Origin of the sequence: Parapedobacter pyrenivorans, from assembly GCF_014636865.1 — a bacterium.
In the GTDB taxonomy this organism is placed as follows: domain Bacteria; phylum Bacteroidota; class Bacteroidia; order Sphingobacteriales; family Sphingobacteriaceae; genus Parapedobacter; species Parapedobacter pyrenivorans.
The window spans coordinates 2,247,808-2,271,102 of record NZ_BMER01000001.1; the positions used below are offsets into that span (position 1 = coordinate 2,247,808).

The following is a 23,295-nucleotide window of genomic DNA, read 5'->3' on the forward strand; positions in this document are numbered from 1 at the left end:
TATTGTCCTACCTTAGCCCGACATGATCTACATATATGGTGCCGGACCAACCTTGATCCTGGAATATTAGATCCTTCAACTCGTCTGAAATGCCCAGGTCAGCTTTGGATAGTTTAAACTCCACCCATTCCCCTTCTACAATCGTGATGGTATGCGGTGCTCCCCATTGTTCGTTTGCAATAACGTTAATCTTTAGTCCGCCTGTGCCGGGTGTACCGAAAATAGAGAAGACAATCTCGGTATAGGGCAATGTGGACACACTACCGCCGCCAAATCGCAAACCACCGTACGTGCCGTCGTACCCCTTTTTGATTGTCATGGAACCATCGCGCACGTTTTCAGTATTATTGAAGTCGACCGTTCCGTTCCAACCCCAATCTCCCCAGCTATTTACAATGGCATCTGCATAGATTGCGTAACCAAGTGGGGCCAAGGGCGGTAAATCACCAACAATGTTCAAGCTGATTGTCGATTCAACGTCAATCAATGGATGAGTGACAAGGGTGACGGTACCTTTATTTGTGGTCTCGGGGACAGCTAATACCAATTCGGTGTCGGATTGCTTGATGAATTCGGTGATTGCGTTATCCGTTCCTTTAAACAATACGCCCTTGACGAGATTTAATTCGGTGCCGACGATTGTCAACTCAGCACCACGTGCTACGGGATTGGGGTTAAAGGCGGTGACTGTAGGCAGTACAACAGCCAAAGCTTCTTCGCTCGCTACAGATACTCCTGAGAACGACATCACCGCAATATTGCCGTTGTTGGCGCCGTTCGGTACCGTAATAACAAGTTGTGTTTCGGATTGACTGACAAATTCGGTAACGGCCTCGTCAAGTCCAGTAAATGTTACGCCTTCCACGAGATCCAAGTCGCTGCCGGTAATCGTCAGTTCACTGCCGTGTCGCACCGGAATGGGCGTGAGTGCGGATATCGTGGGCAATATAACAGTTAGTGGTTCTTCACTTTCCAGTTCGATAGGTTCGGTGCCTCCGCATGAGAAGACAAGCGGGCCAGTCTTTGCTTCAAGCGGTACACGGACGACCAACTCCGTGCGCGATTGACTTTCAAAGGTTTCCATGATTGCGCCGCCTTCAAAGGTTACCGCAGATATCCAGTTGAGGTATTCGCCAACGATGGTGATCGTTGCGCCGGGTTTGACCGTTTCGGTAATCGAGGAGATTTCAACCGGTACCTCGAGATTAAGGGGCGACTTCGACACAATATCCCCGGTTGGCGTTTTCAGCGTAACGGGGCCATGTTCGGCATCGATGGGAACAGTAATTACGATCAGTTCGGTGGTCTGCTCGATAAAAGCACTGCTCGCTACACTGGCACCAGTGAGGTCGATGGCAGTTACCTTATCCAGGTTGTTGCCGATAAAGCGGATCTGTTCACCATGCGTTGCGCCCGCCGGACCGAAACTCAGCAGTTCAACTGTGGTTGAAGGCGCTTCAGTTTTCTTGCAGGAAACGAACGCAATAAGCAGGGTGTAACTTGCCAGCACCGCAAATGTAAGCCTGATATCAGATTTCAGTTTCATTGTCTTTTTGTTTTAGGCCTATTTCAATTTTTATTTTCGTCCACTTTGGGCACAATCCTGAAATTGTCGAATGCGATATCACACTCCCAATCGCCCGGACCATGAATCAAAATCCGTGTCCAATAGCCATTGGGATTGACTGTCGGTGTGACCCCCAAGTCTTTGTAGCTTTTGCTGATGGCTTCATAGGGTATGCTTACCGTCTGCCATTGGCCCTTGGTATCGAAAGGCGGGGCCCATTGATAAGCGTCGTTGACTTCACTTGGGAGACCGAAGTTGAACTTGATCATGTTGTTGTTGTAAGGTTTGAGGGTATTGACTTCGAATTTCAAGTAGTAATTCTCCGGTTTAAGGATGGCTTCATCGGGTATGTTTTTACTGATGTCGCCCATGGCATCGGCAGGGCCACCGGCCACCTCTGTCCATGCCCAAGCGCCAATGGTACGGGTGACACGGATGTAGTTGCCGTTGATGGTTGGCGGATCACCCGCTGCCGGTTGACTGACTACGAAGGCGGCATTCCACCAACCGGTAAACGGATCACTGCTAAGGATGATGTTGCGGTTGTCTCTAAACCAGAAATCAGACGGGGTCTGCCCAAAATTACTGGCCACGGTGATGGGGCCTGGTTCAGCACCCGACGGGACCCGCACTTGGAGGATATCGTCTTCAACGGAAACCAGTTCGCCAATTGCGCCACCGGTAAACGTAACGGTGAGGGGCTCGTAGAAATAGTTACCCCTTATGATGGCGACTTCGCCCGGCAAGGCATACTCATTGTTGATGGAATTAACAAAGGGTTCGCTAATCTGCACTTCAAATTCATGTTCCAAGGTATTCCCTTTAGCAAAAACAATTTTCATTCGGTTGGTGATATCCAATGGAACCTGACTAGGCACACTGACCAGTATCGTTGTGTTGGTAATGTATGTGGTGGTCAACACGGCTTGCTGGTCATTAAACCAGATTTCGCGGGCATCGCCGAGATTCTCTCCAATGATGGCAATGAGATTGCCTTGCCCGGCGCCGATCAAAAGCGAATCTGCGGATAGCGGATCAGTGATCCGTACGTACCTGATCCGGGGGTTACCGTTATTGGGAAGGATGTCTTCAGAACATGACGTATAGCTCCCTGTCATTGCAGTAGCAAGCGTAAGAAACAGTAGTTGTTTATATATCGATTTCATTTTCTTTCGGTTTAATAGTCTTTACTTTTTGACATAATCCACGGGTGGTTTCCGCAAGTTGGGCGCCTGGCTCAACTCGGCGGTAGGGATTGGCAAGAGAAAGTTTCCGGAATTGGCATCGATGTTTCTTGTATCGGAATCAACCCATGGCGTTTTCGTAAATGTCCACGAAGTGGGATTCGGGAATTGGTCGGGCCCGACAAAGAATTTCTCGCGGTCTTGCTCATTCAGGATCTCATAGGCTTTGGCAGCATTGTAATAATGGAGGCTGACCAAATCGTACCAAGCCATGCCTTCCATGGCAAACTCGATGATGCGTTCCTTGAAAATCACATCCGAGGTGAGCGGATCTTCGAAGGCCGGTAATCCTGACCGGGTGTGTACTTTATTGAAATATTCGAGTGCGGTAGCGTCTGTGGTAGCGGCGTTGTTGCCTAGTACGGCTTCGGCATAAATGAGGTACATTTCTGCCAAGCGTTGCATATAGGTGTCATGTCCGTAGTTCTGGGATGCTGCTTGGCCGTCCGTATCTTCTGCTTTGCCGGTAACGTATTTCTTGATAGAAATGAAATTGACGTCCGTGCCAGTGAGCGGAAATACGAGTTCTTGCGAGCCGCCCGGTATACTCTGCGTGATTTCGGGATAATGTGCTCCCGGCAACATGAAGGTTGCCTTCAGCCGTTGGTCGAGAGTTCGACCCTCCATACCCGTTTCAGTAATTGTTATACCGTCATATAAAGACATCATCCACCACGTAGCACCCTTATCACCACCCCAGCCGTCTCCATTGGCGATATCACCGCTGTAAGCCAGGTATGCCGGGGTGGAATTTTGTGTGCCCCAGGCACCGGGCGAGAATGCCCATTGCAGTGAAAATAGCGACTCGGCATTGTTATCGTAGGGATAAAGAAACAAATCGGCGTAGTTGGTCAGCAACGACGCACCACTGAGGCTGATTACGCGATCGGCATAGTATTTTGCGCTATCGAGAAAAACCTGGTTGCGATTGCCTGACCCTCCAGACCCTACACCAGCACGGGTCAAGTAAAAGCGGGCTAACATCCCTTCTGCCGACCATTTGGTGATTCTTCCGGGACGGAGGGGTTCGTCTGGAAGGTCTAACGCGACAGCCCGCATTTCGTCGGTAATGAATTTCCATACGCTTTCGGGCGTATTTCGCTGGATAGTGGTATCTGACAGGAGCGTGAGATTGTTCTCTATAATCGGCACAGCCCCCCAATTCATGACCAAGAAACGGTAGGCGAGTGCCCGCATAAACCGGGCCTCTGCAATAGCAAAGCTTTTTATAGAGGGCGAAACCGCTGAACCTGCATAAGTTTGGATATTTTGAATGGCCAGATTGGACTGGCCAACTACAATAAAGAAGGCACGCCATGCCGCGCCGTTCTCAGGTGTATCTCCCGTCGTGTTAAAAAGCACGTTGCCCCGGTCATTGTAAGCCGAATATGCGGTTCCGGCACGGAAATCGCCCAGGTTATACGAAGCTTTGTCGTTGTAATCAAACCATACTTTGCTGTAGAGCAGCGCGGTAGCAGCCAGCACTTGGTCGTCTGTCTGATAAAAGTTGGCATCAACAATGGCGTCAGTAGGTGGTTTTTCTAGGAAGTTCTTGTTGCATGAAGAAAGCGCCGATAGGAAGATAATCAGTGCTATAGGAATATGTTTGGTGTGTATCATGATCGTTGTGTTTAAAAACTTAACCCTAAACTGAATGAGTAGATGGGGGTGAGGGGATAACGGCCGTAATCCAAGCCGATAGCTTGGTTTGCATTGCTCGCATCCCGACCGATATACGCACCAACCTCAGGGTCAAATCCGGAATATCGAGTAAACGTAGCCACGTTTTGGGCACTAAAGGAAACCCGTACACTTTGCAGAACCTTCTGCTTGGCGAGTAGCGAGGCTGGCAGATTGTAGCCGAAGGTGATGTTTTTGATACGGATATAGGAGCCGTCTTCCACCCATTTGTCGGTATGGCGTGCATAGTTCCCATTGGGGCCGAGTGAAATCCGTGCTACATTGGTGTTTGGATTTTCGAGCCTCACAGCGCCGTCATCACCTGTGGTAGGCCGAGCATAATCCATGGCGTGCAACATCAGGTTCCGGCTGAGATTAATGTTGTTTGGATTGGAGTTTACTCGGGCAATGTAGTTATAGATGTCGTTTCCGAATGCGCCGGTAAGTAGAAAGCTCAGGTCGAATCCCTTGTAAGAAAATGAGTTCGTGAAACCTGCAAAGAGTTTGGGGTACGGATTGCCGATATAAGTCTGATCGTGGACATCAATGATGCCGTCGGGTGTCCCTTCGGGACCACTGATATCTTTGAATTTGACATCACCTACCCAGATATTAGCTTCATTGGTTGGCAACCGGTTACCATTGTTGTCTGCTGGTACGGCGCTGTCGTTGATCTCATCCACCGATTGGAAGATGCCGTCCTCCATGTAGCCAAGGAATTGCCAAGGCGCGACGCCGACCACCGACTGCTGCGTCCAATCCTGCATCCACCAGGAAGTCCGGTTTATTTGAGCGGCATCGGAATAGAATTTTTCGATCGTCGTCTTAAATCCGGAAACATTGAAATTGGTTTCCCACGTAAAGTGTTCGTTTCTGATATTCGTTGTGTTTATCGTAACCCCCCATCCTTTGTTCTGCAACGCGCCAATATTCACTTGCGGTGCGGCTACGGCGCCTGTGCCATTGGTACCCATATACCAGGGCAATGGATTCTCCATCAATAGGTTGTCGGTGTTTTTGATGTAATAGTCTGCTTCCAGCTGAATGCGATTTTGAAGGAAGCCAAGATTTAATCCGAAGTTGTAAGTGAGTGTTTCCTCCCACTGCAAGGCCGGATTGTTATACCTGCTGGGTAAGAAGCCGGTACCTGTAGGTGTTGCCCCAGGCGACATGGGGGAGTAGATGTATCCGCTCCCGCCTTGGTTTCCGGTGGTTCCGGTTTCAAACCTTAATTTTAATTCGCTGATTCCGGGGATATTGAAAAATTCTTCTTGGGATACCCGCCAAGCTGCGGATATGGAAGGAAATATACCCCATTTATTATCCTGACCGAAATTAACAGAGCCATCGCTTCGAATGGTGCCGGAAATGATGTACCGATCGGCATAGTTGTAATTGATCCTACCCAAGTATGACTCCATTGCCCATTCGCCCGAGCCGCCGTTGGCCGATGCCGTCAACGGATCCCCCGCTTCCAGGTCGAGGATGTCATTGGTGAGGAAGCCGGTTCGTCTTCCGCCCAGGTTCTTCCAGTTGGATGCCTGCGACTCATGGGTAACCATCACGTTGATTTGATGCTTGCCCAGTTGCTTGTTGTATTCGAGTAGTTGATTCCAATTCCAATAGGTGTTGAGATTGGCCCTGCTTTGCAGGGAAGCGGTGGCATTTTCAGCCCAGCCGATTTTATAGACGGGAATGTAATATGCCGAATTGGAAAAACCGAAATTAGTGTTAAATGATGACCTGAATTCGAGTCCTTCGATAATTTTGATGCCCAAATTGATTCCGCCGATAAATTGTCTCCTGATCAGGTTATTGGTGGTCAGACTGGCGATAGCTAAGGGATTTACCGGAGCGAAAATATTGGCACCGTTGTTTTCGTCGCCACCTCCCCAAGAACCATCCAGGTTCTTGACCGGGATTTGCGGAGTCAATTGCAACGCATTCGAAATGATATTTTCTTGACTGGTGGTGAGGTTTTCGTCCGTCTGACTGAAGCTAAGGTTGGTGCCTAGTGAAAGCCAGTCCCGGGGTTTGGTGTCGATATTTAGTCGCGTGCCGTAGCGATCGAATCCGGACCCTGCAGCAACGCCTTGTTGATTGAGGTATTCGCCCGAAAGGTAATAGGTGGTCTTCTCATTTCCACCGCTGAGGCTCAATTGGTGTTTGTGCATCGGTGCATTGTTGAACAATTCCCCCTGCCAGTCCGTACCCGTGCCCAATAGCGAGGGGTCGAGGAACTCGAGGGGCGTTTCACCGCCAGCAATATCATGGTACTCGTTGACCATCTGCGCGTACTGACGCAAGTTCATAACTGCCATTCGCGGTGGGCCGGTTTGGATGGTATATTGCCCGCCGTAATCAATCTTTGTCTGCCCTGCTTTGCCGCGCTTGGTAGTGATCAATAGTACCCCGTTGGTAGCTCTTGATCCATAAATGGCGGTGGCGGAAGGTCCTTGTAATACTTGGATATCCTCAATATCGGCAGGATTTAGGCCTGCGAGAGGATTGGAGGAGCTTTGTTCACCAAAGGCCACCGCCTGACCCGCAATTTGTACACCATCGATGACATACAGCGGTTCATTGGTGCCATTGATGGAGTTTATGCCTCTGATATTCACCGATATCCCGCCTCCCGGCTGACCCGAATTTTGAGTAATGTAAACGCCCGCTGCTCGGCCTTGGATGGCTTGCTCAATTGTAGTGTTTATCGTTTTTCCGATGTCTTCTGCGGTAACCGTGGTTTGTGCACTGGTGAGATTACCGCGTTTATTGGTGCCGTATCCTACGACAACCACCTCTTCCAAAGAAGATGTTGCGCTGAGCAATATCACATTAACGATATTGCGGTCTCTCACCGCTTCTTCCATGGTTTCCATACCCAGGTAGGAGAATACAAGTGTGACGTCTCCAGGCGGTACCGCCAGCCGGTAACTGCCGTCGTCCGCTGTGGAAGTTGATTGTGTTTGGCCTTTTACGTTGACCGAAACGCCGGATAGGGCCGCTCCGGCTTCGCTTGTCACCCTTCCGCTTACCTGCCGTTGATTATTTCCTTGCCCCATTGTATGGTGGGCGATACTAAGGATCAAGACAAGTAGCTTTGCCTTTTTTAATAAATGTGGAATCATAAGGTTAAAAATTGGTCGTTAAACAACATCAAAAGTAGTCGGGTCGCTGAAAATATATTAATACTTTTTTAACATATTGTTATGAAATTCATCCTATTGCGGTTAGCCCATTAATTGCATGAGCTGTAGACAGCACCTACTGTTGTGGTACGGGCATTTCCAAAACCCCGCTTTGTCTTCATATACGATGATTTGCCCGGTTTCATCCCGCCCCCAGTGCCATTCGCCATGCTGATGGTCGATGAGGTAATCGGTGATGTATTGCCACGAGCGCGCGGCAGACGCTATATATCGGTTATCCCCCGACAATAACCCCGCACGGTAGAATCCTACCACAGCCTCAGCTTGGACCCACCAATGTTTTTCCGCGTTCAGCTGGTTGGTGATGGGATTCAATTCGTAGGGCAACGCGCCGGATTCATCAACCCACTCCAGGCTTGCATGGGCTAACCGTAGGCATAAGCTGCGCACGGTGTCCGTAACCTGCCCGCCATGGATAGCCTGCGATGCTTCGCAAATCAGCCAAGATGCTTCAATATCGTGACCAAAAGATTGGAGCGATGATTTTGATTGCCACTGCTCATCAAAAAATAAGCGCAGATGACCGTGATCAGTTATAAAATGTTGTTCGAAAAGCTGTAAAATGCCGGCAATCCGTTGTTTCAACGTATCATTTGGCCATATCGTGTATAGATTGGTATAAGCCTCCAGGATATGGAGGTGGGTGTTGAGTGTCTTCTTTTCGTTGTCGTCCTTCGCACTCAGCCTCAATTGATTCGTTGGGGTCCAATCCCTATGGAATGCTTCGATATATCCGCCGTGCTGCCTATCCAGGCTATATTGCTCGATGCATTGGTATAACTGCTTGGCCTGCGCCAGCACGGTAGGATCCGCATTGATTTTGTAATACTCGGCCAATCCATAAATGGTGAATGCAATGGCATAGATTTGCTTGCGGCTGTCTGCAGCGCTTCCATCGGGTTGTAGCGACCAATATACACCACCATACTCCGGATCGACAAAATGCTGCCGGATGTACCTGTAGGCGGTATTGGCCATTTTTAGGTAATGCGGCGTAGCTGCGTGAAGATAGCCCGCAGAAAAGGCCCAGAGGATTCGCGCATACATGACTGAGCCAGCGGGGGCCTCGTTATACGCTCGATTTGCAACGTCTACTTTCGGGTGAAAGCGAGCGTTGGTGTTGTCGAAGACGACCCTACCCCAATACGCTAGGATACGATGGAGTTCCGTTTCAAATTCCACGCCCTTGAGCTGGTACGGCTTTATCTTGTCGCTCGATACGTTCATTTTTTTCAGTCAGTTTTTTGATTTTTTCCACAGATAAAGCAGAGTAGAACCCGTCTTCAGGTGTGTTTTTAACGTAATCCAACAATTGTGCTATGGAACTCAGGGCTACATGCATACGGGTATCTGATGATGCATAGTAAATATATACCTTTCCATCGTCATCTGCCACCCAGCCATTGCAGAAAACTACATTGGATACGTCGCCGATGCGTTCGTCACCCTCGGGAGCCAAGAAATATCCGGCCGGCTTATGGGTGATTTTGGTAACATCTGCCAAATCGGTCATAAATAGGTAAAGTACATACCGTAAACCCGCTGCTGTATGCCGTACACCGTGTGCCAGGTGCAGCCAGCCTTCCGCTGTTTTTAGTGGTGTGGGGCCCTGACCGTTCTTGGCTTCATAAACGGTGTGATACTTTTTGGCGTGTATCAGCAGCTCTTCGTCCACAATCGCATTTTCCATACTGTGGGTTAGCGCGAAGGCAATGCCACCGCCTTTCCCGGTTTCAATGAAACCATCCTGGGGGCGAGTATAGAGCGCATATTTTCCATCAACGAATTCGGGATGAAGTACGACATTGCGTTGCTGCGGAGACTTGGTTTTCAGGTCGGGGAGGCGTTCCCAATGGACGATGTCTCGGGAGCGCATGATCCCGCATTGTGCTATTGCTGCAGATTGGTCGGATTCGGGTACTGTTGTGTCGCGCCGTTCGGTGCAGAAAAGGCCGTACACCCAGCCGTCTTGGTGGCTGGTAAGTCGGACATCATACACATTGGTGTCAGGTTCTTCGATTTGCGGGATGCTGATGGGATATTTCCAAAAGCGGAAGTTGTCGATGCCGTTCGGACTTTCGGCAATTGCAAAAAAAGATTTACGGTCTGTAGCTTCTACCCGGACCATCAGGAGGTAGCGACCCTCCCATTTGATCGCACCTGCATTGAATGTGGCATTGATACCGATACGCTGCATGAGAAAGGGGTTGGTGTGCGGATCGAAATCATATTGCCATGTCAAGGGCGCATGCGCGGCGGTAAGTACAGGATGTCTGAATCGCGTAAATACGCCGTTATCTGGCCACACGGCTTCATTCTTCTGAACAAGCAGCGCCTCGTGCTGCTTCATGAGTGCAGTTTTTTTTGCCTCGAAATCGGTTATTGACAGTGACACAATTGTTATCTTGAGATCGTTAATTTTCTAGTTTGTTCCACCATGTTTTTTTGAGGGTAATGACTACGGCAACTAAAATCAATAGGGTAACCAGTAGTTCGGTTTCCATCATCAATACGAGGTACATCGGCAAAATGGTGAGGCACAACTGCCCGATAATACCCAATATGACGTTGAACAGGTCCCTGGGGAGATTTTTATTTGGCGTAAAACCAGGCGTTTCTGCAAGGACCATCAGTTGGATGGGTTTCCAAAATCCCCAAGGTTTTACCGTACGGTAAAATTTCTTGAGCACTTCGGTATCGGTGGGTTTGGTGCATAGCGAGCCGATGATCGCGCCGGCCAATGAAAGTACAAAAAGCAAAGGGAAGTAATATAAATCCAAAAAATCGAATAGCAGCGGGAAAACCAGTGCTGGTATGATGCCGGCTAGCATTCCCCAGAAAAAGCCGGATGCATTGAACCGCCACCAGTACCATTTCAGCATGTTGGCTGCTATATACCCGCCATATAGCGCGGATACAATCCACTGCAATACGCTGTTGACATCCTCAGCAAAAAAGCCAAGTGTGATGCCAATCATTGCGATGATGACACCTGCCATATAATTGGTGTTTCGGATGGCCCTATTTGACGCGTTAGGTTTGACGTATTTGAGATAGATATCGTTGGTGAAGTAGGCTTGAGCAGCATTGAGTGTACCAGCGAACGTGCCCATGAAAGCGGCCATCAATCCGGCTAGCAGGAGTCCCATCAATCCGACTGGGACAAACTGGAGGATGGCCGAAGGTAGTATTTTTTCGAAGTCGACACCGGATGAAGAAGCCAGATCGAGTTGTTCGTAATATAAAAGACCCAATACAGCAAAGCCGATGACCATGGCATACCGGATAGGCAGCAAGACGACCGACACTAACCCACTCATCTTCGCCGCATCCTTCGGAGATTTTGTCGATAGGATTTTTTGCATGTCATAATTGGGTGCCGGTCCGGCGAGGCTGGCAAAAATACCCTTGAAGAGCATCATCATGAAAAACACGGTAAACAGGTCAAACCCGTCGCTACGGATCTTGTCATTTACCTCGTCGATGATGCCCGTCCAGTTCAAGTCATCTAGAGTCTGTCCGAAAAAGGGTGAGAACCAACCATCGGGAACATGAAGCGGTGTGATAGCTAAGTGTTGCGAAGCAATGACGGCCACAACGATGGCCGCGGCCGACATGATGATGTATTTAATGACGTCACCGATGACGATACTGGTCATGCCACCCAAGATGGCATAGAACATCGTAAGTACGCAAAAGACCACGCCATAAAAATGGGGTACGTAGGGTGGAGCGACCGTAAATGGAAGGTATGGTTCGATACTAGCCCACGGGATGAATATTTCTACAAATTTGCCCAGCCCCACAAATCCATATGCCAGGAACCCAAAGCAACTGATCAATGCAAATATGACTACGATCGTGTGTGAGGCCATTACACCAGATCCCTTGGTGCCAAAGCGGGTAGCCAGCCATTCAGCGCCGGTGGTTACATTGCTTCGCCGCAGCCATACCGATAAATACATCATCAGAAAAATCTGGTTAAATACGGGCCACAACCAGGGAATCCAAATGCTTTTCATGCCGTATACGAACGCAAGTGTAACCATCCACATCGTACCCGATATATCGAACATATCTGAGGCATTTGACATGCCTAACATATACCAGGGCAATTTTTTACCTCCTAGTAAATAGGATTCTTTATCGCGTTGGGCCCGGTTTTTAAGCAAAATCCCCAATACAATCATCGCAATCAGATAAACGAGGATGACAACAATGTCAATGGTCTGGAGCTTCATATAAGGCTATGGTTTGGTTGGTTGATAAATGTGCAGTGACGTCAACCCATCCTCAAACAGTATAGTTTGCAGCCTGTAGAATTCCCTGAAATCTTCTGCTGCCGGGTGTGTGGGATAGGGCACATAATAATGGTTGGGGCGATTGATGGCATTACGCCACAACAGCACCCAAGCAATAGGATATTCTTTTATCGTTGGATAGAGCACTTGTGTGAACCATTTGGGGTTGGGGATTTGCTCGTATCCAGTTTCGGTAATGGCGGGAACTTTGTTTCGGTCTGCAGCAATCTTGGTAAGGATACGCAGACTACTAACCATGCGGTCCTTATATGACAATTCGTTACCCATACAATAATCGTCAAACCCAACAATATCTACGTAGTCGTCTCCTGGGTAGCGTTCCAGATAATTTGCTTCGGTAACGATGGTGCTGCTGGAATAGGCCATAAGCAGGTTTTTCAACCCGCTTTCGTTTCTCAGATAGTCGGCGGTATACTGCCACAATGCAATATACTCTTGTGGCGTACAGAAAGCTGCGCCCCACCAAAACCAACTGCCTGTATGTTCGTGGAACGGCCTGAAAATGATTGGTACCGGCGTTCCGTCTGCTGTTTTTAGGCTGCTGAAAAAAACAGCCAAACGACGCAGATAGTCATTGAGCGTGTCGTGATGTTTGCCGCCGGGGAGTATTTCGCTGACACTGTATCTTGTTGTATCCCAAGCGCTGCTTCCATTGACCGGATTGGTTGAATGCCAACTGACGGTATTGATGCCCCCACGTTCGTAAGCTTCGATCATGCGAGTGCGCATCGAATCGAAGGAGACGTTATCTAAATTAGAGCTTTTACCGATTTCGAGATGCCCCACATCCCAGCCGTACACCGCCGGGTATGAACCTGTCGTGCTTTTTACGTCGGACTTCCCCGGTTCGGCAGACCAGTCGACCCCATAGGCCGTGGCATCCTGATGCCCCAAGAGGATGTGCTTTCCACTTATCGTTTTAAGGGCATTTAGCAAAGCCGCTGTCTGTGGTGTCAGGTCAGCTACTGCAGCTTGCGCAACCATGCAACAAACAATAAGCGAAAAACGAGCTTTTTCGGTGATCTTCATAATCGGTCAACAATGGTTTATGTACAAAAGCAAACATACGGGATGTCCGTCTTTCGAAAGTAATACTTTTTTAGCATTTTATAATGAACTTCTTGCAGTTGGCTGCAGGACGACTTCAATTACACCATTCATTTCATTTATTGGTCGATTGTTTTTTTGTTGTTGTATAGTATTATTTTTACATTTCGTCTTTTTGTTTGTAAGTTTGTATTACCGATTATCAGAAATACGCCATGAACCAGCGAATCACGAGAGAAGTAACACCGCTTACCGATAGCGATTGCTTCACCTTATTCTGGCGGGTGAAGAACCATTTTGATTTTCCCTTGCATTATCACGATGAATATGAGCTCAACCTGATACTCAACGCCAAAGGTGCAAAACGTATAGTGGGCGACCACGTAGCTCGCATCGATGATGTGGAATTGGTGCTGGTAGGATCGAACCTCTACCACGGTTGGTTTGACGATGCATGCGACAATAGGCAAATCACCGAAGTGACGATCCAATTCCACCGTAAGCTGTTTGGCGAGGAGTTTCTCCATAAAAACCAGCTGAATTTTATCCGTAATATGTTCGATAAATCGCAACAAGGTATCCTATTTACTCGTGAAACGGTTCTTGCACTTAAAGACCGGCTTATTGACCTTAAGGACAAAGTGGGTTTTGATTCAGTTCTGGAATTAATGGCGATCCTGCATCGACTCTCGCAGTCTGATGGGATCCGAATGCTGAGCAGCGTGGGGTTTGACGACCATCATGCACAATCGAATAGCCGTCGTATTGTGAAAGTTTTTGAATACTTGAACGCGCACTACCAAGAGCCGATTACGTTGGCGGATATAGCTGCAGCTGCCAACATGCACGAGGCATCATTCAGTAGATTTGTGAAGAAAAGTACCGGCAAGACATTCATCGACAGTTTGAACGAAATCCGTTTGGGACATGCTACGCGGCTACTGATAGATACCAGTCAAACCATTGCGGAAATCGCTTATGGCTGTGGATTTAATAACATTTCGAATTTCAATAGGATATTCAAACGGAAAAAGAACTGTACACCTAAGGAGTTCCGTGACAATTTCTCTGGGGCAAGGGTGTATATTTAGCTGCATTCTCATGCCTTGGTCAAAATGTCCAGAAGCCTATCCGTCAATCCGTTGAAATTGGTACTTTTGTATGATTATTGATTTTATGGTATGCGGAAGCCTTTAGTGCTGTTTTATTTCCTTGTTTTTTACGCCACTGCGCAATTGATATGGTGGGGAGTATTGCTTATTGAGGCTCAGCCTGATAGGAAGGTGATGATTATCGGTGAGGGCATTTTCTTCATGCTTATCTTTGTGGTGGGAGCGCTAAAGTTGAAAAAGGCATTTGTACGCGAACACAAAATACAGCAACAGCAGCAGAATTTTCTTTTGGCTGTAACCCATGAGCTCAAATCGCCGCTTGCTTCCATTAAGTTGGCGATCCAAACCATCCTCAAAAGAGATTTGCGCGAAGAGCAGCGTAATCAATTCCTTTCCAACTCCCTGAAGGATATCGAGCGGTTGGATGATTTGGTGGGCAATGTATTGATTGCAACGAAATTGGAAAATTTGCGTTATAATTTTCCAAAAGAGAATATTGATTTAAGCGAATTAGTGAAAAGCGTCGCTGGAAGGCTGCAAATCCATTCCTGTACAACGCAGGTAATCAAAACCGAGCTGCAACCGGCCATTCAGATAGAAGGAGATCGTTTTGCGATTACTAATGTGGTGACGAATTTAATTGAAAACGCGGTGAAATATTCCCCGCCATGTGCGCATGTGGTGATAAAGCTCGCCAGCGAGCAGGGCAATATCGTATTTAGCGTGGCTGACCATGGCATCGGGATAGCGGATAATGAAAAAAGGTTGATCTTCAATAAATTTTATCGGGTGGGCAATGAAGATACCCGAAAAACCAAGGGAACTGGTCTGGGGTTGTATATTGTAAAAACGGTATTGGAAAGACATCGTGCACAGATCAGGGTAAAAGACAATATCCCTTCGGGAAGTATTTTTGAAGTTGTATTTCCGTTAACCAATACCGCTTTTTTGGCGGCAGCGGAGAGATCGATAAAGTAACTTTATCTAAGTTTAATAACTATTATGCAACAAACTAAGCAACGCATTTTATTGGTAGAGGATGAGGAGCACCTGCTGGATGCGATTAAACTCAACCTCGAACTGGAGGGTTATCGGGTATCGACCGCGACTGATGGAAAAAAGGCCTTAAAAATATTTAAGGAAGAACGATTCAATCTGGTGATACTGGATGTGATGATACCGGAAATCGATGGATTTCAAGTGGCGGAAACCATACGGTTGCAAAATACCGAAGTGCCTATCATGTTCCTGACGGCCAAAAACAGTAGTGAGGACCGTATCACCGGTCTCAAAAAAGGGGCAGATGACTACCTTGTTAAGCCCTTCAATCTGGAAGAGCTGATTCTCCGCGTGGGAATACTGGTGCGCCGGGGGATGAAGGGAGATGATCTCAAGGAACTCAATTCCTACCAGATAGGTGACAAAACCATCTACTTTAATTCTTTTGAATTACACCATGCAGATGGCTCGGTGACTTCGTTGACAAAGAAGGAAACCATGCTGCTTAAGCTGCTCGTTGAACGGCGCAATGAGGCCGTCTCGCGGGAACAGATTTTGGAGACGGTCTGGAATTACGATGTGTACCCATCTACACGTACCATTGACAACTTTATCCTAACTTTCAGAAAGTACTTTGAACCCGATCAAAAACATCCGGTATACTTTCATTCGATCCGTGGTGTAGGTTATAAATTTACGGACAACCACGCTTCATGATGACTTCCAAAGCACGTGCCATTGTATTGGTGCTTGCATTTATTTCACTGGTATGGGCGGTTTATATACAAGCTTACCAGATTGCAGTGTTGGTTGGGGGCGCGATAGGGTACTTGGTATGGAGTCACTACCGCGAAGGCACCATCTTCCTTGCTACCCAAGCTTTTCAGAAAAAAGACTATGATCGTGTGAGGAAGTTGCTTGCGGATATCAAGAAGCCCGACTACCTCCGTAAGGGACGGCGTAACTATTATGAGTTTATGAGCGGTAACCTCGCGTTGAAGGCTGAAGACTATGACGCAGCCGAACGGCATTTCCAGATTGCGTCTCGATTGCCGTTCCGGAGGCCGAATGATAAGGCCATCGTTTTGGTGAACTTGGCTAATATCAATCTCCGGAAGCAGGATTTTGAACGCGTACGGGCTTATATCGCCCTTGCCCGTAAATTAGAAGTAACGTCTCGCGTGGCACAGATTATTAATAAAATTGAAAACGAAATACCTAAGAAGTAACGAGTGACTAACAATTTACAAAACGATTTGCTGATCCGTGCTGCATTTTCGCAGCCGATCCCGCGCCCCCCGGTGTGGATGATGCGCCAGGCTGGCCGGTTTATGAAAGAATACTGGGCCATCAAAAACAAATACTCATTTCTCGAAATGTGTAAGACCCCAGAAATCGCTGCGGATGTGACCATGCTTCCCGTGGATTTGTTGGGCGTGGATGCGGCGATTCTATTTTCGGATATCCTGGTCACTGCCGAGGCAATGGGCGGGAAGCTGAGCTTCGAACAAGGCGTTGGGCCTTTGTTTGCCAATCCGGTACGCACATGGGATGACGCCGAAGCATTGCGTACCGATGTGTTGGGTGAGCTGCAATATGTAGGTGATGCTATTCGTGTCATTCAACAACGTTTGCAGGGGCGTATTCCACTCATCGGGTTTGCAGGTGCACCGTTCACCGTGTTGAGCTACCTTGTAGAAGGCGGTTCTTCGCGTGATTTTAAACGTACAAAGTTGTTGCTCAACAACGAACCCGAAATGGCGCATCTTATTTTGCAGAAAATCGCCGATGTAACGATCGATTACCTCAATATGCAGATAACTGCCGGGGTTAATGCAATTCAGCTGTTCGATAGCTGGGCACAGGCACTGTCGTGGAATGACTATCGGACATTTGCCCATACCTATAATACCCAAATTATTTCCAAACTCCATAGAAAGGATATCCCTGTCATTTCATTCTGTAAGGGAAGTTCGGTATTCGCTCCACTGATGGCGGAGGCCGGCCCTGACGTAGTGTCTGTAGATTGGAATGCGGATTTGCGCAACATCAAAGATAGCCTGCCGCATGGGGTAGCGGTGCAAGGCAACCTGGATCCCTTTGTGCTTTACGCTGACAAAAAGGTAATCAAAGAGAAAATCCTGTATTTATTTGAGCGTATGCGGGGGCAGGAAGGCTTTGTCTTCAATTTGGGGCACGGTATTATGCCGGATATACCTTTTGATAATGTAAAGCATGCTATCGAGGTAGTGAAGGAATTTAATTATTAAGATGCTTTATCTCTACGCCAAGGCACTGCACATCATCTTCGTCATTACGTGGATGGCGGGGCTGTTTTATATGGTGCGGTTATTTATCTACCATACGGAAGCGAGGCGGCGACCTGCTGAGGTCTATCAGATCTTGCACGAAGAATATATCAAAAATGAACGACTGCTCTGGTGGATCATCGCAACGCCGTCCATGTACCTGGCCGTTGCTGCTGGGGCGGTAATGCTCTATATTAACCCAGCGTGGCTGCAAGCTCCGTGGATGCATGTGAAGCTGATGTTTGTGCTCGGGCTGATCGTGTACCATTTTATTTGCCAGCGAATCATGTACACGCTGAAGGGGGGAGGGAATAAATGGACCTCGATTCAATTAAGGCTTTGGAATGAATTGGCTACCGTGTTGATGTTTGCTATTGTCTTTTTGGTCGTGTTAAAGAATGCGGTGAATTGGGTTTATGGGGTGCTCGGTCTCATCCTGTTTTCTGTGATGCTTATGGTTGCCGTAAAATGGTATAAGAAAGTCAGGGAGCGCACCTAACCGCCGAAACATAGGTATTTCAGTTCCGTATATTCGTCAAGCCCATGTTTTGATCCTTCGCGACCAATACCGGATTGTTTGATGCCACCGAATGGCGCCATGGCGTTTGAGACGAGTCCGGTATTGATCCCAACCATGCCGGCTTCGAGTTGCTCGGATACCCGCCAGCATCGATTCACATCGGTACTGTAAAAATAGGAGGCCAAGCCAAACTCGGTATCATTGGCCATTGCGATGCCTTCGTCTTCCCTTTGGAAGCGGAATAGGGCGCATATCGGGCCGAATGTCTCTTCACGGGCAATCAATGATGAGGGGTTAACGTCTGCCAAAACGGTCGGCTGATAGAACAACCCTTTTTTTGCCTTGCCACCGGCGAGCAGTTTTGCGCCATTTGCGATTGCATCTTTTACGTGTACGATTACCTTGTCCAGTCCGTCTTGATTAATCAGCGGCCCCACCTGTACGCCTTCATCAAGGCCGTTCCCTATTTTCAGTTTCTTTACTGCCGACGTCAGTTTTTTGGCGAAACTATCGAATACCTTATCCTGTATGAAAAAGCGGTTGACAGCCACGCAGGTTTGACCTGAATTGCGGAATTTACCGGTTATCGCTCCCGCGACGGCAGCGTTAATATCGGCATCGTCGAAAACGATAAACGGGGCATTTCCACCCAGTTCGAACGATACCCTTTTGATAGTAGTGGCCGCTTGGGCCATCAGTGAGCGCCCGACTTCCGTAGATCCTGTGAACGAGATTTTGCGTACCCGATCGTTGGTTGCAAGCTCTTCTCCCATACCTTTGCTGTCTTTTCCCGTAATCACATTGAACACACCGGGAGGAAAACCCGCCTCATGGGCTAGCTTGGCTACCGCTAATGCGGTAAGGGGTGTCTGGGACGCTGGCCGCAAAATGACTGTGCAACCAATAGCCAGCGCGGGTGCTACTTTGCGGGTGATCATGGCGAGCGGAAAATTCCATGGTGTTATTGCGGCCACCACTCCCACAGGCTGACGGATGGTGACGAGCCGCTGGCTTGTCTTTGGTGCCGGTATGGTCTCGCCATATGCCCGCTTGGCCTCTTCGGCAAACCATGCTACGAAGGAAGCACCGTAATCCACTTCGGCCAGGCTTTCTGCCAGCGGTTTGCCGCTCTCCATGGTCATGATGCGGGCGATATCCTGTTTGTTCGCGATGATGAGATCATACCACTTGCGTACCTTATCGCTCCTTGTGGTTACTTCGGTATCTCGCCATGCCGGCCATGCTTTATGGGCGTGGTTGATCGCTTTGCGGCACTCCGCTACGCCGAGATCGGCTACGGAAGCGATGGTTTCTCCTGTGGCGGGATTGATGACATTGAAGGTCTTGCGGCCTTTAATGAATTTGCCGTTGAGGTAAGCCTGTCGCAGGATCAGATTTTTATTCATATGGACGTATGTAATGGCATGTTGTGAATTAACAGTCTATCCCAGCGAATGTTTTCCGCTGGGAATGCCTGCAATACTCAAATTTAACAAAATAAACGTTTTCTTTGCAGAACTTTTAGTCTTTAAGCCCACGTATTGAAACGTAAAACGGTCATATTATTCATTCTTCGATTTACCAAATTGGCTTTTTCGGTAGTGGGGTTATCGCTCGCGGCCAAGTATTTTGGTATTTCGCTTGATCGCGATATGTGGCTAATCGCCCTGAACTGCATTGTGGTGGTGAATTTGGCGATTTGGGGGCCGATCAATGAGACATTCAGAGCAAAGTTTGTCATACTCCGGGAAGAGCAAGGTGAGACAAAGGTACTGGCCAGGGCTCGATCCCTTTTGGCCGTTACGATGGTCATCTCGTTGTTTTTGGTTGGTTGTATTGTTGCTTTCCCGTATCCAATAGCCCGTTTGCTGGCCCCTGCCTATAATACAGACCAGATAAACGCATTGGTAATGATGCTTTTGATTGTCGCTCCCTCTCTGCTGTTTGATCAATTCAGCCAATTGGGCATCAGCATCCTCAATGCCTATGACTCTTTTTTCGTTCCCGAAATATCGAATTGCATAGCTGCATTGGTGAATATACTAAGCATGGTATTATTGGCACCCCATATCGGTATCTATGCGTTGGCGGTGTCTTACTATATTGGACTGGTATTGATGCTTTCACTTATCGCATACCAAATCCGCTCGCGGAAGATTCCTGTTTTTTTTAGCTTCCGCCATATCAATTTGGCTGATTTTAAGCCTTTTTTCGTCTATGCATTGCCATTCTTCATCCCTTATTTTTTTATTCAGGTCAATTTTCTTGTTGAGAAGTCATTGGGTAATATCTTGGGGGAGGGCGTCGTTTCCATTTTGGACTATTCACGTAAATTTGTAGATATACCCATAAACGTATTGACCAGCGTGCTGCTTACTATGCTTGTACCCGTGCTTTCCGCTCATTATGCGAAACGGGACACGGCCGGCTTTTTGCGGGATTTTAGGCAGATATATCAATTCGGATTATTGATCGTGACCGCACTGATCGCTTTTTTCTGTTCATCCGGCGTAGAACTGATCGGATTGATTCTGTACCATAAAGGGCAGCTATCTCATGACGCAATAGTCAGAATCAGCACGTTATCCAATTATTACGCCTGGTCTGCATTAATCACGTTTATTTATATCATCTTTGGCTTGGCACTGCTGGCTACAAATAAGGGAAAGATATATGCTTTTTTTGGCGTGATTGCTCAACTGATCATGATTGGATTGAATTTCATATACTATCGTTCGTTCGGCGCTTTTACCTTTCCGCTTTCTTTCATTATAGCGCATAGTTTTTCGGCTATTGCATTATTTAGCTGCTTTCCCTATAATCGACGCATACTTTTGGTCACCACAGTGAAATATGCGTTTTATTTAGCGCTTGTGATCACCGGGATTTATTTGCTCGATGATCTTCTAGCTGATCACCCAAACGAATTCATTACCCTAGCGGTAAATGGCTGTTTGATCGTGATGCTTATGTTGATATTTTTGTTCGTATTGCGTTTGGAGGAACGGTTATTTATTAGTACGTATTGGCGAAAATTGCTTCGAGTAGTGAGAAAGCACAAATCAAATGCAAGGGAGGATTGACGTTTTATGGAGCGTGTATCGGTGTCCTTTATCATTGTCAATTTCCGTACTGCGGATCTGGTGCTTCGTTGTATCCAATCTATTCGGAAACATACCAAGGAACTTTCCTACGAGGTTATCGTGGTAGACAATGCCTCTGGCGACGATTCCGCGGAAAAACTTGGTGACTTGCCGGGAATTACATTTATCGCAAATCCGAACAATGTGGGTTTTGGTGGTGCTAACAATCAAGGTGCAAAATTTGCGCGTGGTAGGTATTTCTTTTTCCTCAATCCGGATACGTTACTATTGACTGATGCTGCGCGTTATTTCACCGATTTTATGAATGACTCGGCGAATATTGGAGTGGGTTGTTGTGGAGGGGATTTGTTGGACGAAGCGATGGAAAGGCAGGTTTCTTACGGTAATTTCCCCTCACTTCGAGGAGTGATTTTTGAGCTGGGCCTTCATCGTTTCTTTCGGCGGAATTTCGAAAAACAGCTTTCGATAGGGGTTAAAAACGAGGGCGGTGAGATGAAAGTGGTCGATTATATATCAGGTGCCGATATGTTTGTTAGAAGGGAAGTGTTCAAACAGCTTGGGGGATTTGATGAAGATTTTTTCCTTTACTTTGAAGAAACAGAGTTTGCGTATCGGATGAAAGAGGCTGGTTATTATTCGGTACTTTTACCTGAAGTTCAAATTATACATCTCGAAGGGGGATCTCACCAAATAACCGGACGTATAAACCTTGGAAAGTCGAAATACTTTGAATCTAGTCGACTTAAATTTTTCAAAAAGACCAAAGGCAGCGCAACGGCAATGTTGGTCAAGACGCTGTTGGCATCACAAGCCATCGGTAGAGCTTGCCTGCATTGGGATAGTCATTACCTTAAACTATTTCGTATAATTGTAAGATCCTGAGTTATTAATGGCATGAAGAGAATTCTGTTGGTATTCGGTACCCGTCCTGAAGCTATCAAAATGGCACCTGTTATTAAAGCCTTCGCTCAATACAGCTCATCTGTTGAGGTAGGGATTTGTGTGACGGCTCAGCACCGTCAAATGCTGGATAAGGTGCTGGATTTTTTTTCGATAAAGCCTCAATTTGATCTTAATGTAATGCGTGAAGGTCAGAGCTTGTTTAGACTGACTGCGGATATCATTGTGGGGATGGAGCAAATCTTAAAGACTTTCTGTCCACATTTCGTGTTGGTGCATGGCGATACGACGACATCATTGGCAGCGTCGTTAGCTGCCTTTTATGCCCAGATTCCGGTGGGGCACGTAGAAGCCGGTCTTCGAACGTATCATCGATATGAACCTTTTCCTGAAGAAGTAAACCGGCAATTGACGAGCAGAATCGCATCTTATCATTTTGCACCAACTGAAACAGCAAGAGAAAACCTATTGAGCGAATCTGTGTCCGATGACTCCGTTTTTGTGACGGGAAATACCGTAATTGACGCGTTGTATTGGGCTAAGGAAATGCTAACCGATTACAGGGATTCGGAGATTTCGATGTTGCAGACTTTGGTAATTCCTGGGAAGAAAAATATTTTAGTAACGGCACATCGCCGGGAAAACCTTGGAGAAGGATTGCGAAATATTTGTAAGGCATTGCTTCAGATTGCCTCATATCCCGATGTTCAAATCATATTTCCAGTACATCTGAATCCTGTAGTGCGACAGACGGTACATCAATATCTGGGAGGCAACGAAAAAATTACGCTGATCGAGCCGCTGGGATATCCTGCCTTCACATGGCTGATGCTCAACTCCTATTTGATTATAACCGATAGTGGGGGGATACAAGAAGAAGCACCAGGACTGGGAAAACCCGTGCTGGTGATGCGGGATTTCTCCGAACGGCCAGAAGCCATAGAAGCCGGCTCAGTAAAGTTGGTGGGAACTGACAACGAGGTTATTTACCGAGCGGTAAAAGATTTACTTGATGGGGGAGAAGGCTATCAACGGATGGCCACGAGGTCGCATGTTTATGGCGATGGAAAAAGCGCTGAGCGCATTGCCGAAATCATTTTGAATTTGTAGCGGATTTTCGATGTTGTTTTTAGCCGATTTTCCTGATGAAAGCAGGCGTCACGAAGGGATGTCCCAGCGAATGATCGCCATAGATAGCTTATGCGAACAAGAGCATCGTACTTACCTCTTTGTTTCCTATAGGTTGTACTGGCGTATGGAAACGCGCCGTATCTCCCACAAC

General features: G+C 47.4%; 18 protein-coding genes. 9 read left to right on the top strand and 9 right to left on the bottom strand.

Features of this window, described 5'->3' with window-relative positions:
* Nucleotides 1-7 precede the first annotated feature (7 nt).
* The 8 genes from IEV98_RS08845 to IEV98_RS08880 form a co-directional block, all read right to left on the bottom strand.
* Nucleotides 8-1,546 (bottom strand): IPT/TIG domain-containing protein, encoded by a 1,539-nt coding sequence (locus IEV98_RS08845; protein ID WP_188505491.1) that lies wholly within the window; start codon nucleotides 1,544-1,546, stop codon nucleotides 8-10.
* Nucleotides 1,547-1,569: 23 nt separating this feature from the next.
* Nucleotides 1,570-2,733 (bottom strand): glycan-binding surface protein, encoded by a 1,164-nt coding sequence (locus IEV98_RS08850; protein ID WP_188505492.1) that lies wholly within the window; start codon nucleotides 2,731-2,733, stop codon nucleotides 1,570-1,572.
* A gap of 21 nt (nucleotides 2,734-2,754) precedes the next feature.
* On the bottom strand, nucleotides 2,755-4,431 hold the full coding sequence (locus IEV98_RS08855) for a RagB/SusD family nutrient uptake outer membrane protein (RefSeq protein WP_188505493.1): 1,677 nt from the start codon (nucleotides 4,429-4,431) through the stop codon (nucleotides 2,755-2,757).
* An 11-nt stretch (nucleotides 4,432-4,442) separates the two neighbouring features.
* Entirely contained in the window at nucleotides 4,443-7,619 is a 3,177-nt protein-coding gene (locus tag IEV98_RS08860) for a SusC/RagA family TonB-linked outer membrane protein (RefSeq protein WP_188505494.1), read from the bottom strand.
* Between the two features lie 102 nt (nucleotides 7,620-7,721).
* On the bottom strand, nucleotides 7,722-8,927 hold the full coding sequence (locus tag IEV98_RS08865) for an AGE family epimerase/isomerase (protein ID WP_188505495.1): 1,206 nt from the start codon (nucleotides 8,925-8,927) through the stop codon (nucleotides 7,722-7,724).
* Nucleotides 8,872-10,050 carry a glycoside hydrolase family 130 protein gene (locus IEV98_RS08870; protein ID WP_188505496.1) on the bottom strand — a complete coding sequence of 393 codons (1,179 nt, stop codon included), beginning with the start codon at nucleotides 10,048-10,050 and terminating at the stop codon, nucleotides 8,872-8,874. Before IEV98_RS08870 ends, IEV98_RS08865 begins: the two co-directional genes overlap by 56 nt.
* Nucleotides 10,051-10,114: 64 nt before the next feature.
* Nucleotides 10,115-11,941, bottom strand: a complete 1,827-nt coding sequence (locus IEV98_RS08875) for a sodium:solute symporter family protein (RefSeq protein WP_188505497.1) — start codon at nucleotides 11,939-11,941, stop codon at nucleotides 10,115-10,117.
* Nucleotides 11,942-11,947: 6 nt separating this feature from the next.
* Complete coding sequence (locus tag IEV98_RS08880) at nucleotides 11,948-13,051, bottom strand: glycoside hydrolase family 26 protein (RefSeq protein WP_188505498.1); 1,104 nt, start codon at nucleotides 13,049-13,051, stop codon at nucleotides 11,948-11,950.
* A gap of 233 nt (nucleotides 13,052-13,284) precedes the next feature.
* On the opposite strand from IEV98_RS08880, the gene IEV98_RS08885 reads away from it, so the two are divergent.
* The 6 genes from IEV98_RS08885 to IEV98_RS08910 all read left to right on the top strand — a co-directional run bounded on the left by IEV98_RS08885 (nucleotide 13,285) and on the right by IEV98_RS08910 (nucleotide 17,988).
* Entirely contained in the window at nucleotides 13,285-14,160 is an 876-nt protein-coding gene (locus IEV98_RS08885) for an AraC family transcriptional regulator (RefSeq protein WP_188505499.1), read from the top strand.
* A gap of 90 nt (nucleotides 14,161-14,250) precedes the next feature.
* On the top strand, nucleotides 14,251-15,159 hold the full coding sequence (locus IEV98_RS08890; RefSeq protein WP_188505500.1) for a sensor histidine kinase: 909 nt from the start codon (nucleotides 14,251-14,253) through the stop codon (nucleotides 15,157-15,159).
* A 24-nt stretch (nucleotides 15,160-15,183) separates the two neighbouring features.
* Nucleotides 15,184-15,897: a response regulator transcription factor gene (locus tag IEV98_RS08895; RefSeq protein ID WP_188505501.1), complete on the top strand. Its 714-nt coding sequence runs from the start codon at nucleotides 15,184-15,186 to the stop codon at nucleotides 15,895-15,897.
* Entirely contained in the window at nucleotides 15,894-16,409 is a 516-nt protein-coding gene (locus IEV98_RS08900; RefSeq protein WP_229738639.1) for a hypothetical protein, read from the top strand. Before IEV98_RS08895 ends, IEV98_RS08900 begins: the two co-directional genes overlap by 4 nt.
* Nucleotides 16,410-16,412: 3 nt before the next feature.
* A complete protein-coding gene (gene hemE / locus IEV98_RS08905) occupies nucleotides 16,413-17,450 on the top strand; it encodes a uroporphyrinogen decarboxylase (protein WP_188505502.1) in 1,038 nt (345 codons plus the stop codon).
* A gap of 1 nt (nucleotide 17,451) precedes the next feature.
* Nucleotides 17,452-17,988: a CopD family protein gene (locus tag IEV98_RS08910; protein WP_188505503.1), complete on the top strand. Its 537-nt coding sequence runs from the start codon at nucleotides 17,452-17,454 to the stop codon at nucleotides 17,986-17,988.
* On the opposite strand, the gene IEV98_RS08915 is transcribed toward IEV98_RS08910, so the two are convergent.
* A complete protein-coding gene (locus IEV98_RS08915; RefSeq protein WP_188505504.1) occupies nucleotides 17,985-19,415 on the bottom strand; it encodes an NAD-dependent succinate-semialdehyde dehydrogenase in 1,431 nt (476 codons plus the stop codon). The genes IEV98_RS08910 and IEV98_RS08915 overlap by 4 nt on opposite strands.
* 135 nt (nucleotides 19,416-19,550) lie before the next feature.
* On the opposite strand from IEV98_RS08915, the gene IEV98_RS08920 reads away from it, so the two are divergent.
* From IEV98_RS08920 to wecB, 3 genes are read left to right on the top strand one after another with little or no spacing between them, the layout of a single operon-like run.
* Nucleotides 19,551-21,092 carry a lipid II flippase MurJ gene (locus IEV98_RS08920; protein WP_188505505.1) on the top strand — a complete coding sequence of 514 codons (1,542 nt, stop codon included), beginning with the start codon at nucleotides 19,551-19,553 and terminating at the stop codon, nucleotides 21,090-21,092.
* Between the two features lie 6 nt (nucleotides 21,093-21,098).
* Nucleotides 21,099-21,995 carry a glycosyltransferase family 2 protein gene (locus IEV98_RS08925; RefSeq protein WP_188505506.1) on the top strand — a complete coding sequence of 299 codons (897 nt, stop codon included), beginning with the start codon at nucleotides 21,099-21,101 and terminating at the stop codon, nucleotides 21,993-21,995.
* Nucleotides 21,996-22,007: 12 nt separating this feature from the next.
* On the top strand, nucleotides 22,008-23,123 hold the full coding sequence (gene wecB / locus IEV98_RS08930; protein WP_188505507.1) for a non-hydrolyzing UDP-N-acetylglucosamine 2-epimerase: 1,116 nt from the start codon (nucleotides 22,008-22,010) through the stop codon (nucleotides 23,121-23,123).
* Nucleotides 23,124-23,295: the final 172 nt, after the last annotated feature.